This window comes from Acetomicrobium sp. UBA5826 (assembly GCF_002433005.1).
Taxonomy (GTDB): domain Bacteria; phylum Synergistota; class Synergistia; order Synergistales; family Acetomicrobiaceae; genus Acetomicrobium.
This window is the reverse complement of the sequence record NZ_DJHF01000027.1, coordinates 15,995-28,472: the sequence shown is the minus strand read 5'-3', so window position 1 is coordinate 28,472 and position 12,478 is coordinate 15,995. Positions and strand designations below refer to the sequence as shown.

Here is a 12,478-nt window from a genome sequence, read left to right as displayed (position 1 = left end):
ATGGATATGAAGCTTTTTGAGTCTCAAATAATGAATTGCGAGAGGTGCGATTTGGCTTTAAAGCGAAAAAGGGCGATCCCTGGAGAGGGTCCTTTGGGAGCAAGGGTGTTTTTGCTGGGGCAGGCTCCCTTTGACGCGGAAGAGATGAACGGGAGGCCCTTTTGGGGGGTGACAGGGGCTTTCCTGCGTTATTTTCTCGGGAGGGCAGGAGTGAATTTTTATGAATGCTGGAGGACGAATTTGCTGAAATGCCCTTTGCCAAGGTACGGAAGGCCAAAGTGGAGGCAGATCGATGCCTGCCTTCCCTACTTGAAGGAAGAGATAGAATGCGTAAGGCCAAAAGTTATAGTCCCCCTGGGCAAGTGGGCTTTAAAAGGCCTGTTTGCCCTGTTTGGCCTGCCGAGGCCGGAGAAAAATTCCTCGATCCCTTCGATGTTTGGGAAACCTTTAGACGTGGGGGAGTACGTCCTTTTTCCCTTGCCTCATCCGGCATCTTTAGTGTACAGATCGGCGCTGTGGGGTCAGACGGTGCAGATGTTCGATCTCTTCGGGTTATTTTATCAAACGATAAGGGGAGGCGATTTGCCCGATGAATGAGGCAATCTGGTTTTTAATGCTGATTTTTTGCACATCCTTTATATTGATATCCTATAGGATCTTTGGGAAGTACGGGCTATATGCCTGGGTGGTGATGTCGGTCATTTTGGCCAACATTCAGGTCATGAAACTCGTCACTCTTTTTGGTATGACGGCTACGCTCGGGAATATTTTGTACGGGACTTCTTTTTTGGCCACCGACATATTGAGCGAAAATTACGGCAAGAGGGAGGCCACTCTGGCCGTTCATCTGGGCTTTTTCACGCTCTTTATGATGGTCGTGGTGATGCAAATGGCCCTTCTGTTTGCTCCCAACCCGAACGATCTGGCCCATGACGCCTTAAAGGGGATATTTGGTTTGACCCCAAAAGTTGCAGGTGCCTCCTTTTGCGCATACGCCCTGGCGCAATACCATGACGTCTGGTTGTTTCATTTGTTGAAGAAATTGACGGGCGACAAATATCTTTGGTTCAGAAACAACGTTAGCACGATGATCTCCCAGGCCATAGATACGGCAATATTCGCCGTCGTGGCCTTTTACGGGGTATATCCTGCAAAGGTCCTCCTGTCGATCATATTAAGCACTTACGTAATAAAGTGGATAGTGGCCCTTAGCGATACATGGTGTATATACCTGGCAAAGAGATGGTTTTGCCAGGGAAAGGTTGGCGGCGAAGCAAAATACGCGGCGGATTAAAGCTGCCTTTCCCCGCCGCCCTTCGACGCCTCATATTTCCACGCTGCGTCGAAGAAGTCATATTCGCATATCATTGCATATCGGTAAGCCTTTCTTGCTTCGGAGACGTTTGTGGCGTAAAGGTCTATTAGGCGCTCCGTCTCCCTTGCCAGGCTCTCAAAGGAATCGCTGGAGTAGGTTCTTATCCAGTCGATAAAGGGATTTTCCTCGTTTTTCGCATATTCTTTCAGGTTTTGCCCGATCCATGCGTAGAGGCGGTTGCAGGGAGTGGTCGCTGCTGCTATGAGGCCGACGTCACATCCCCATGCCGTTGAAAGCAAAAAATCGGTATACATGCGCGTTGGCTTGCTCGCAACGACGCTTTCCACTTCGGCTCCAAGGGAACTCTCAAATCCTTTATGAAGCTTCATTTCGTTCAAAGCGCCCTCGGCCAACTTATGAAAGGAGACCATTCCCCGCGTATCTGGCGCCTTAGCCGCGGCAAGGCAAAAAGCCTTTGCGAAGGCGTGAAGATAGAAATAATCCTGCCCCACGTACCAGTTGAACTTCTCCCTCGTCAATTTCCCCGAGGCAATACCCTGCACAAAGGGGTGGTTGAGGCATAAGGCGGCTATGTCACGGTTTTCTTCCCAAAGAATCTCCGAAAGGCTTTTACCCATTGTCGTCCCCCTCTTTTTGAGATGTGTTAAAATTTCAGGCTCCGCCGTCGTAGGCCTTTAATGAAAGCCCGAAAACAGCGAAGCCTGTTTTATTGCTACCGTAAGCTAAATTTTAGCCTCTTCCTTTTTATAGAAATACCCCTCTCATCTTAACGGCATCGGCTACGCGCTTTATGGCGACCATGAAGGCGGCTCGACGCATCTCGACCTTCTTTTCCTTGGAGTATTCCCATACCCTCTGGAAGTTCGACTTCATTATTGAAGTCAGCCTCTGATTGTATTCCTCTTCGCTCCAGAAAAATCCCGCGAGGTTCTGGCACCATTCGAAGTAGGACCCTATGACGCCGCCACTGTTGGCAAGGAAGTCGGGTACAATGTAAATGCCTTTCGGCCTCAATATTTCGTCTGCCTCCGGAGTAAGGGGACCGTTGGCTCCTTCGACGATGTGTTTCGCTTTGACCTTGTCGGCGTTGGATTTGTTGATGGCTCCCTCCATGGCGCAGGGGAGCAAGACGTCTACGTCCAAATAGAGGAGGTCGTTTGGATCGCTTTTTTCGAGCCCCGGTTGAGTATACCCCTCGAGCAACCTCTTAGGATTCTTTTGTGTGTGCTCCATGGCCTTGTTTACATCGATTCCGTCTTTGCAGTAATAGGTTCCGGTGATGTCGCAGATGGCTACGACTTTGACGCCGGCATCGTGCAAGAACTTGGCGGTGAAGCTGCCTACGTTGCCGAAGCCCTGTACGGCTACAGTGGTATCCTTGGGGTCCTTTCCGAGGACTCGGAGAAGTTCGAGAGCGCAAGTAGCCACGCCAAGTCCGGTGGCAGCGTTTCTGCCCTTGGAACCCCACAGGGGGACGGGCTTTCCAGTGAATACGGCCGGTTCAAGCTGGCCTCTGATCTTGCTGATGGTGTCCATGAACCATACCATTTCCTGAGCTCCCGTGTTTACGTCCGGGGCGGGAACGTCCGTCCACGCGCCTACGAAGGGCTCTATCCTGGCTGCGAAGGTTCTGGTAATCCTCTCCTTCTCCTTCAGTGAAAGCTCAAGGGGCTCGCAGCAAACTCCGCCTTTGCCTCCGCCGTAGGGAATGCCCGCGAGGGAACATTTCCAAGTCATCATGAAGGCCAGAGCTTCCGTCTCGTCAATAGAGACCTGGGGATGGAAGCGAATGCCGCCCTTTGCCGGGCCCAGAGCGCTTGAATGGACTACCCGATAGCCGTCGAAAACCCTTACGGATCCGTCGTCCATTTCCACAGGTATGGATACGCAAACCCTTCTCTCGGAACGGCTCAGTATTTCGACCAAATCGTCCTCCAGTCCCATCTCTTCAGCTGCATTATAGAAGTTCTCAAGGGCAGTGGAGAGAAGAACATCCTGCGAGGTGCGCCTTTTTACGGCCATTATTGACCCCTCCTATTGTATTGTGTAATTATATGAACACTAATGGGCGCGATGCCCATTGTATCCCGTATTGTTATTACATTGGATTTCATAGATGGTAATGTTTTCACTATCACATCTTCGAAGATCCCAAAAATGCCATCTATGCATGCGATAATATCGAATCTATTATAACTTATATCATACAAAAACCAAGAGGTGTTCAAATTTGCGTAATAATAAAAAATATTCTGTCGTTATGTTCGATTTTGGAGGCGTAATAGCTGAAGAGGGATTTGTTCAGGGCATGAAGGCTATTGCGGAAAAGCACGGCCTTGATCCTTCTTTTGTGGAAAAGACAGCCACATCCGTACTTTATGATTCGGGATATCTCTGCGGCAAATCGACTGAAGAAGCCTTTTGGGAGTCCTTCAAAAGGAAGTTCGACTTGAACGAATCGGTTCAAGACTTGAGAAATGAGGTTTTAAGCAGGTTCGTTTTGAGGCCTTGGATGCTGAAGCTAATGCGTACGTTGCACGACCTAGGTTACGCCACGGTCCTGCTGACAGACCAGACCAACTGGATTGAGGAAATTAACGAGAAGGCCTCTTTTTATGACATCTTCGACTATGTATTCAACAGTTATCGCTTGGGGAAAAGCAAACATGATGGTACTATATTTCAAGACGTGTTAAATACGCTTCACGAGGACCCGGGAAGCATAATTTTTGTAGATGATAAAGAAGAAAATGTGACTCTGGCAAAAAAATTGGGCATCGTGGGCATTTTATATAAAAACAAAGCCGAGCTTTTAAGGGATTTATGTCTTCTTTTGCCGGAGCTTTCGCGGACGTCCTTCGATTAAAGAGGACGATAAAGACAGGGTCGCCTTGAAAGTTCAAGGCCCGAGTAAATCTCAATGAAAGGGGGATTTTCTATGAACGGCGCAATAGAAGTCACAAAGGGCATTTACTGGGTGGGAGTAAACGATAAAGAGACAGATCTTTTTGAAGCGCTTTGGCCCCTTCCAAGGGGAGTTGCCTATAACTCCTACCTGGTGATAGGAGAAAAAATTGCCCTCATAGATACCGTCAAGGCCTTTTATCTCACAGATTTAGTGAGCAAGATAAGGCGCTTGCTCGGGGAAGACAGGCCCATAGACTATTTAGTGGTAAACCACATGGAGCCTGATCACTCGGGTTCCATAAAAATCCTCAAGAAGCTGTATCCCGACTTGAAGATCATTTGTAACGCCCAGACCGTTAAGATGCTGGAGAACTTCTACGCCGTCACCGAGGGGGTTATTCAGATAAAGGACGGGGAAGAGTTGGACCTGGGCGGCCACGTGCTCAAATTCTTTTTGACTCCCATGGTACATTGGCCGGAGACCATGATGACCTACGACAAGACTGCTAAGGCGTTGTTTTCCTGCGATGCCTTCGGCGGGTTCGGTTGCCTCGAGGGAGGGATCTTCGACGATGAAGTCGATATGTCTTATTACGAGGGAGAGATACTCAGATATTTTTCCAATATAGTGGGTCGTTATTCCGACCAGGTTCAGGCCGCTATATCGAAGTTGAGCGGAACGGATATAAGAGTCGTTGCTCCTTCTCACGGTCCCATACACAGGAACAAACCCGAGCATATAATTAGCCTTTACGACAGGTGGAGTCGCCACGAAACGGAATGCGGTGCCGTCGTAGTATATGGATCGATGTACGGGAATACGGCAAAGCTGGCTCAGGCATCTGCCAGGGCCATGGCCAAAGAGGGCATCGAACACATCGTAGTTCACGACGCGTCAAGGGACCACGTTTCCTTCATTATTAGAGACATCTGGAGATATAAGGGGCTTATCATTGCCTCTTGCACCTACAATACCATGCCCTTTCCTCCTATAGCGGATCTCATGGCTCATCTGGAAAATAAAAAAATGAGAAACAGGTTGCTCGGCATAATGGGAAACTACACCTGGAGCCCCGGCATTTTGAAGAAACTTGAAGATTTTGCCAAAAACTCGGGCAAATGGGAACTGCTCGATCCCGAGATAGTCATACAATCCTCGTCTAAGGACGAAGATTACGTCAGGGCCGAGGAGCTTGGCAAAGCTATGGCAGAGCGCCTCAAGGAATGCGCCGGATAAAAAACTTGTCGGATCATTAAAATACGCTCAACTTCATGAAGTTGAGCNNGGACTAAAAAAGACGCTTAAGCAATCCTGTGGCAGCTTTCAATCTTCCTTTTTTTCTCCTGTTTGCCGTATTTTTCGGCTGCATACCTGATCCGTCGGGATTCTTTGTCCTTCCCCTTGCCGTCTTTTAGGTGTTTTTCGAACTCCAGCAACAACCGCTCTCTTTCGGATAGCCTGTCGCTGCTCTCCGATTCACCCTCGAGCTCAAGGCGCTCCATATCGACCAACGCCTGAATGTCCCTCGGATCGACATCTAGCTCTTCTGCCAATGCTTTCACGTTAAGCCTGAGGTCAGGGTTGTCTCTTATGTAGTTCCTCGCATCTATGTAAAGCTTATCAAGGCGTTTCATGCAACTTGGGCAAACCTTGGGTCCTGCGCTGACGAACCCCTTCCCGCAAAGAAAGCATTCAATCATATATATATTAATCTCTTCTCGTTAAATTATAGCAAAAGATATATCGATGGTCACTTGTCTTTATAGAGCTCCAAGAAGTGTGGACTTATAGATCCCGCTATGATAGCATCGTTTTTGCAGGGTTGCGTAGAAGAGGCGCAAACAGTAGTTTGAATTGTCTTAATATTTCCTAAATGTTGCAATGCATAAAAATGTGCGAAATAATAAATACAAATGTGCAAATTACTAAAAGGCGGAATTTCTTGGGAGGGTGAACTTAATGTTCAAAGAGGAAGAACTGGAAAAGATATCTGAAGCTCGCCTTAAGCATGAAGAAGAGGTCAAAAAGACAGTTCAGAAGTACCCCGAGCGTAAAAGCACCTTTACGACGGGAGGCGGGGTTCCCGTAGAAAGGTTATATACCCCGGAAAACATAAAGGACCTCGACTACACAGAAGATTTGGGTTTTCCAGGCGATTACCCCTACACCAGAGGCGTTCAGCCGACCATGTACAGAGGGCGTTTCTGGACGATGCGCCAGTACGCGGGATATGCCTCAGCCGAGGAGTCGAATGAAAGATACAAATACCTATTGCAGCAGGGACAGACGGGGCTTTCGGTGGCCTTTGACCTGCCCACCCAGATTGGCTACGATTCGGATCACCCCATGGCTCAGGGGGAAGTGGGCAAGGTCGGTGTTGCGATAGACAGCCTGGAGGACATGGAAATTCTCTTCGACGGCATCCCTCTTGACAAGGTCTCCACATCGATGACTATAAATGCTCCGGCATCAATCCTGCTTGCCATGTATATAGCTGTCGGCGAAAAGCAGAACGTCCCGGCGGACAAATTGTCGGGAACCATTCAAAACGACATATTAAAGGAATATATCGCAAGGGGAACTTATATATTTCCTCCAAAGCCCTCCATGCGATTGATCACGGACATATTTGAGTTTTGCAGCAAACACGTCCCGAAATGGAACACCATATCTATTTCAGGATATCATATCAGAGAAGCGGGATCCACAGCAGTTCAGGAAGTTGCCTTTACTCTTGCAGACGGGATAGCCTACGTAGAGGCCGCCGTCAAGAAGGGGTTGGATCCAAATGTATTCGGGCGCCGGCTGTCCTTTTTCTTCAACTCTCATAACGACTTCCTCGAAGAGATAGCCAAGTTCCGGGCTGCCAGGAGGCTCTGGGCAAAGATCATGAGAGAAAGGTTTGGAGTCACCAATGCGGACGCGCAAAAACTTCGTTTCCACACTCAGACGGCAGGATGCACACTAACCGCTCAACAGCCGGAAAACAACATAATACGGGTGACTATTCAGGCCTTGGCTGCAGTTTTGGGAGGCACACAGTCGCTTCACACCAACAGCTTCGACGAAGCCTTGGCGTTGCCCACGGAAGAAAGCGTCCGAATAGCCCTTCGCACTCAGCAGATCATTGCCTACGAGTCCGGGGTGACGAGCACGGTCGATCCCCTGGCCGGAAGTTACTACCTAGAGTGGCTTACAAACGAGATAGAAAGAAGGGCTCAGGAGTACATAGATAAGATAGACGAAATGGGAGGCATGCTCGTTGCCATTGAAAAGGGTTACGTCCAGCAGCAGATTCAGGATTCGGCATACGCCTACCAGAGGGCCATCGAAAAGGGAGAGCAAATAGTAGTTGGAGTAAATAAATTTCAAATAGAAGAAAAGGGGACATCTCGCAAGATATTGAGGGTAGATCCTTCCATGGCCGAAAAGCAAATCACAAGGCTTAAAGCTTTGAAGGAAAGCAGGGACAACGTAAAGGTCAAAGAAGCATTGGAAGAAATCAGGAAGGCTGCTAAGGACGAATCGGCGAACATTATGCCCAAGATATTGGAGGCCGTGAAAGTTTACGCAACCTTGGGAGAGATCTGCGACGTATTGCGGGAAGAGTTTGGCGAATACAGGGAAAGCATAATCCTCTAAATGTATGGAGGCAGGGACGATGGACGAGAGGAAGATACGCGTAATAGTAGCAAAGCCCGGTCTTGACGGGCATGACAGAGGGGCCAAGGTCGTGGCCAGGGCCCTCAGGGATGCGGGAATGGAAATCATTTATACTGGTTTAAGGCAGACGCCCGAGCAGATAGTTGCCACCGCAATCCAGGAAGACGCCGATGCAATTGGGTTAAGCATATTATCGGGCGCTCACGAACACTATTTCAGGGAAGTAATAGAGCTTTTAAAGAAAAGGGGGGCGGAAGACATCATAGTCTTTGGCGGCGGCGTGATCCCCGACGACGATGTGCCGGTTCTAAAGCAGATGGGAGTTAAGGCCGTTTTCGGACCGGGAACCCCGACGCCCAAGGTCATAGAGTGGCTTCAAGAGGCGGTCCAGGAAAGAAGAGCAAAAGAGCATGTATGACGGGTACCTTTAAAGATATAGAGAAGGGAGCGTGAGCAGGCGGAAATGAAGACCATAGGTGTAGATCATATTGGAATAGCAGTCAAATCTATCGATGAAGCATTGAAGTTCTGGGAGGAAGCCTTGGGCATCAAATGCACAGGTCGGGAAGAGGTGGCAGAGCAGAAGGTCGTAACTGCCTTCTTGCCCTTGGGCGGTACGGAGATTGAGCTTTTAGAACCCACTTCCCCCGAGAGTCCCATCTCCAAGTTCATCGAAAGCAGAGGAGAAGGGATCCATCATTTGGCCCTTAAAGTAGAGGACATAGAGGCAGCCTTGAAAGAGCTCAAGGATAAGGGTATTCGGCTCATCGACGAAAAGCCCCGTTGTGGGGCGGGGGGAGCAAAGATAGCTTTCGTTCACCCAAAGGCTGCCGGTGGCGTTTTGCTCGAGATTTCCGAGCGTTAGATGCGTGGGGAGGATATGATAATGGCCGATAAGACGATAGATCAATTGTGCGAAGAGCTTTTGGCGAGAAAGGAAAGGGCGCGTTTGCCCGAGGGAAAGGAAGCTGTAGATAAACAGCATAAAAGAGGCAAATTGACGGCCAGGGAAAGGATAGATAAACTGCTCGACCCCGGTTCTTTCGTCGAGCTTGACGAGTATGTCGAGCATCGTTGTTCTCTCTTCGGGCTGGAGAATCGAAAAATCCCCGGCGACGGGGTCGTAACGGGCTATGGAACTGTCGAAGGTCGCCTTGTATACGTCTTTAGCCAAGACTTTACCGTAATGGGCGGTTCCTTGGGAGAGATGCACGCGAAGAAAATTTGCAAGGTCCTGGATATGGCGCTCCTCAATGGCGCTCCTGTCGTTGGAATTAACGACTCAGGCGGTGCGCGCATTCAGGAGGGAGTGGACTCCCTCTCCGGTTACGGAAACATATTTTTCAGAAATGTGAAAGCTAGCGGCATAGTCCCTCAGATATCCATAATAGCGGGTCCCAGTGCGGGAGGTGCCGTTTACAGCCCTGCCCTGATGGATTTCGTGTTTATGGTGGACAAGATTGGGATCATGCACATAACCGGCCCTGCAGTCATCAAGGCAGTTACGGGTGAGGACGTCACCAGCGAAGAGATCGGTGGAGCGATGACCCACAACCAAAAATCCGGTGTGGCCCACTTCTTTTCAGCCAACGAGGATGACTGCTTTCTCCAGGTGAGGAAGTTGTTGAGCTTCTTGCCGAGCAACAACATGGAAGAGCCGCCCTTCGTAGATACCGGCGACGATCCCGAGAGGATCGACATGCGCCTGAGAGAGCTGGTTCCCACCAATCCCAATAAAGGATACGATGTTAAAGACGTCATAGGTTGCGTCGTCGATAATGGGGATTTCTTCGAAGTGCAGCCCTATTGGGCACAAAACATAGTGACAGGTTTTGCGAGAGTGGGAGGCAGGGTTATCGGCATCATAGCCAATCAGGCACGCCACCTAGCAGGATGTCTCGATATAGACGCCTCGGATAAGGCCAGTCGTTTCATCAGGGTATGCGATGCCTACAACATTCCCGTCGTCAACTTCGTAGATGTTCCAGGTTATCTCCCGGGCAAAACTCAGGAGTTGGGCGGGATCATACGCCACGGAGCCAAGATGCTCTACGCCTATTCCGAAGCCACCGTGCCGAAGATAACCGTTATCCTGAGAAAGGCCTATGGAGGTTCTTACCTTGGCATGTGCAGCAAGGACCTGGGCGCCGATGTGGTATTGGCATGGCCCCAGGCTGAAATTGCCGTAATGGGTGCCGAGGGTGCTGCCAACATAGTCTTTAAGAGGGAAATAGATCAGGCAGAAGATAAGGAGGCCGTAAGGCGTCAGAAGATCGAAGAATACCGGGAAGCCTTTGCGAATCCCTATGTAGCTGCATCGCGAGGGTTCGTGGATCGCGTTATATTGCCCGAGGAGACTCGCAGGGAAATTTATCAGGCGTTGCTGCTTTCTGAGACGAAGAGGGAGCTTCGACCCAAACGCAAACATGGCATAATGCCGAACTAAGGTGGTGTGACAGATGATCTCCGTTTTTGAGCAAGGCTTTCGCGGAGGGCTCATCCTTTCGATTATAGCCTTTAGCGTGGTCTTCTTGGTGTTAGGGGGTTTGACCCTTATTATAGTTGCCATCAAGTTAGTTGGAGGGGCGGAAGGGAAAAAGAAGGACGCGATCCCCCCGTCCGGTGGTGAGACAACTCCGGTGGAGACGGTTTCCCCACCGCCTGCCGAAGAAGTCCTTTATGGTGAAGCGACGCGAGGAGAAGGCTCCGGCATTAACGAAGAGGAAGTAGCAGCCATAACGGCAGCTGTCGCTGCCTTCGGCGCTGCGCCCTTCACGGTCAAGTCGATAAAAAGAATAACGCCTCCCAAGATCAGCCTTTGGCGGAAAGCCTCTTTCTACGAAAGTCTTGAAGGTATGGAATAAAATCAATAAATTCTAGGAGGAAGCGCGAAATGCAGAAAAAATACAAGATAACTATAAACGGCAGAGAATACGAGGTGGTAGTTGAAGAGCTTGAAGGATCGGTCGGCGCAAATTATTCTCAAAATTTTGCACCCCTTCCGCAGGTTTCACCTGCTCAGGTTCCCATGCAGCAGGCTGCTCCCGCACCCATGCCTGTTCCCCAGGCGCCGGCCCCGAGCAAGCCGACTCCTGCTCCCAAGCCCTCCCCTGCGGCTCCTGCGCCTTCCGCAGGCGGAACGGTCGTATCGGCGCCGATGCCGGGTAAAATACTGAAAGTTCTCGTTCAACCGGGCGCTCAGGTCAAAAATGGCCAGAACATAATGGTCTTGGAAGCCATGAAGATGGAAAATGAAATTTTGGCCCCCTCGGACGGCGTGGTCAGGGAAGTGAAAGTCAAAGAAGGTGACAACGTAAACACCGGCGATACGCTGGCCGTCATCGGATAGCCCTTTAAGGAGGCTTCAGGCTATGGAAATATATCTCAATGCTTTGTTTGGCATCTACAACCAATCTGGTTTTGCAGGGTTGTCGTGGGGCAACCTGGTGATGATCGGTGTGGCATCGATCCTCCTTTATCTGGCAATAGGAAAGGGTTTCGAGCCGTTGCTTTTGGTTCCCATATCTGTAGGATGTCTGCTCGTCAACCTTCCTCTATCGGGAATAATGGAAGAAGGAGGTTTTTTAAAATACATTTCCTTCGGCATAGAGCACGAGATATTTCCCATAATAATATTCATGGGAATAGGTGCTCTCACCGACTTTGGACCGCTGATAGCAAACCCCATTACTTTCTTGCTCGGTGCTGCCGCTCAATTGGGCGTCTTTATAGCGCTTTTGGGTGCCGTGGCTTTGGGCTTCACCGTCAAGGAAGCAGCTCCCATAGCCATCATCGGTGGTGCAGACGGCCCTACGACGATATACCTTGCCGCCAAATTGGCTCCTCATCTGCTTGGAGCGACGGCCGTTGCAGCTTACAGCTACATGTCCCTGGTTCCTATAATTCAGCCACCCGTGATCCGACTGCTAACCACTAAACAGGACAGAAAAATTCGAATGGAGCAGTTGAGACCTGTCTCTAAAAAAGAGAGAATATTGTTTCCCATCGTCTCTACGGTTGTGGCGGGATTGATCTTGCCTGCTTCCGTTCCTCTTATCGGGATGTTAATGTTCGGCAACTTGCTTAGGGAGTGCGGAGTTACCGACAGATTGTCCCTTGCCGCTCAAAACGAAGTGCTTAATGCGACTACTATCTTTTTAGGTATAAGCGTTGGAGCTACCATGGACGCAACAGTCTTTTTGACTCCTGCAACGATCAAGATAATCCTTCTGGGATTGGTTGCCTTTGCTGCCAGCACGGCAGGAGGCCTGCTTTTGGGACAAATCATGAAAGTGCTTTCCGGCGGAAAGATCAACCCCATGATTGGTGCTGCAGGAGTTTCGGCCGTTCCCATGGCTGCCCGCGTGGTTCAAAGGATTTCCCAGAAAGAGGACCCCGGCAACTTCCTGCTGATGCACGCCATGGGCCCTAACGTCGCTGGCGTTATAGGCACAGCTGTTGCAGCCGGAGTCATGCTCACCTTGCTTTCGTAAGTGACGTGACGTCTTTATTGCGAATTAAGAATTTAAAATACCCGGAAAGAGGAGCTCTTTCCGGGTATTTGACAAGAA

Annotated in this window: 14 protein-coding genes; 11 read left to right on the top strand and 3 right to left on the bottom strand. The window is 49.8% G+C overall.

Annotated elements, in window-relative coordinates; all coding sequences use genetic code 11:
• Positions 1-6: 6 nt before the first annotated feature.
• Both B3N34_RS09510 and B3N34_RS09505 read left to right on the top strand, forming a co-directional pair.
• On the top strand, positions 7-597 hold the full coding sequence (locus tag B3N34_RS09510) for a uracil-DNA glycosylase (protein WP_286977613.1): 591 nt from the start codon (positions 7-9) through the stop codon (positions 595-597).
• Positions 590-1,294, top strand: coding sequence for a queuosine precursor transporter (locus B3N34_RS09505; protein WP_213698452.1), 705 nt, complete (start codon positions 590-592; stop codon positions 1,292-1,294). The genes B3N34_RS09510 and B3N34_RS09505 overlap by 8 nt, the downstream gene beginning before the upstream one ends.
• Here the strand turns inward: B3N34_RS09505 and B3N34_RS09500 are convergent.
• Together B3N34_RS09500 and B3N34_RS09495 are read right to left on the bottom strand one after the other, a co-directional pair.
• Positions 1,291-1,953, bottom strand: coding sequence for a TenA family protein (locus B3N34_RS09500; RefSeq protein WP_286977604.1), 663 nt, complete (start codon positions 1,951-1,953; stop codon positions 1,291-1,293). The two genes, B3N34_RS09505 and B3N34_RS09500, sit on opposite strands and share 4 nt — an antisense overlap.
• Before the next feature lie 127 nt (positions 1,954-2,080).
• Positions 2,081-3,358, bottom strand: a complete 1,278-nt coding sequence (locus tag B3N34_RS09495; RefSeq protein WP_286977597.1) for a Glu/Leu/Phe/Val family dehydrogenase — start codon at positions 3,356-3,358, stop codon at positions 2,081-2,083.
• Positions 3,359-3,566: 208 nt separating this feature from the next.
• Here B3N34_RS09495 and B3N34_RS09490 point away from each other — a divergent pair, with 208 nt between their 5' ends.
• The gene (locus tag B3N34_RS09490; RefSeq protein WP_286977591.1) at positions 3,567-4,202 is read left to right on the top strand and encodes an HAD family hydrolase; all 636 of its coding nucleotides are present in this window, start codon (positions 3,567-3,569) and stop codon (positions 4,200-4,202) included.
• Between the two features lie 72 nt (positions 4,203-4,274).
• Complete coding sequence (locus B3N34_RS09485; protein WP_286977586.1) at positions 4,275-5,480, top strand: FprA family A-type flavoprotein; 1,206 nt, start codon at positions 4,275-4,277, stop codon at positions 5,478-5,480.
• A 65-nt stretch (positions 5,481-5,545) separates the two neighbouring features.
• Here B3N34_RS09485 and B3N34_RS09480 read toward each other — a convergent pair whose 3' ends face one another.
• Positions 5,546-5,944, bottom strand: coding sequence for a hypothetical protein (locus tag B3N34_RS09480; RefSeq protein WP_286977580.1), 399 nt, complete (start codon positions 5,942-5,944; stop codon positions 5,546-5,548).
• Between the two features lie 259 nt (positions 5,945-6,203).
• Here B3N34_RS09480 and B3N34_RS09475 point away from each other — a divergent pair, with 259 nt between their 5' ends.
• The 7 genes from B3N34_RS09475 to B3N34_RS09445 are packed head-to-tail and all read left to right on the top strand — an operon-like array spanning position 6,204 to position 12,400.
• Positions 6,204-7,886: an acyl-CoA mutase large subunit family protein gene (locus B3N34_RS09475; protein WP_286977576.1), complete on the top strand. Its 1,683-nt coding sequence runs from the start codon at positions 6,204-6,206 to the stop codon at positions 7,884-7,886.
• A gap of 19 nt (positions 7,887-7,905) precedes the next feature.
• Complete coding sequence (locus tag B3N34_RS09470) at positions 7,906-8,325, top strand: cobalamin B12-binding domain-containing protein (protein ID WP_286977571.1); 420 nt, start codon at positions 7,906-7,908, stop codon at positions 8,323-8,325.
• A gap of 45 nt (positions 8,326-8,370) precedes the next feature.
• Positions 8,371-8,772 carry a methylmalonyl-CoA epimerase gene (gene mce, locus B3N34_RS09465; protein WP_009202115.1) on the top strand — a complete coding sequence of 134 codons (402 nt, stop codon included), beginning with the start codon at positions 8,371-8,373 and terminating at the stop codon, positions 8,770-8,772.
• Positions 8,773-8,793: 21 nt separating this feature from the next.
• A complete protein-coding gene (locus B3N34_RS09460; protein ID WP_286977560.1) occupies positions 8,794-10,353 on the top strand; it encodes an acyl-CoA carboxylase subunit beta in 1,560 nt (519 codons plus the stop codon).
• Between the two features lie 13 nt (positions 10,354-10,366).
• Positions 10,367-10,771 carry an OadG family protein gene (locus B3N34_RS09455; protein WP_091461252.1) on the top strand — a complete coding sequence of 135 codons (405 nt, stop codon included), beginning with the start codon at positions 10,367-10,369 and terminating at the stop codon, positions 10,769-10,771.
• A 29-nt stretch (positions 10,772-10,800) separates the two neighbouring features.
• Complete coding sequence (locus tag B3N34_RS09450; RefSeq protein WP_286977549.1) at positions 10,801-11,256, top strand: biotin/lipoyl-containing protein; 456 nt, start codon at positions 10,801-10,803, stop codon at positions 11,254-11,256.
• A 22-nt stretch (positions 11,257-11,278) separates the two neighbouring features.
• Positions 11,279-12,400 carry a sodium ion-translocating decarboxylase subunit beta gene (locus B3N34_RS09445; protein ID WP_286977546.1) on the top strand — a complete coding sequence of 374 codons (1,122 nt, stop codon included), beginning with the start codon at positions 11,279-11,281 and terminating at the stop codon, positions 12,398-12,400.
• Positions 12,401-12,478 lie beyond the last annotated feature (78 nt).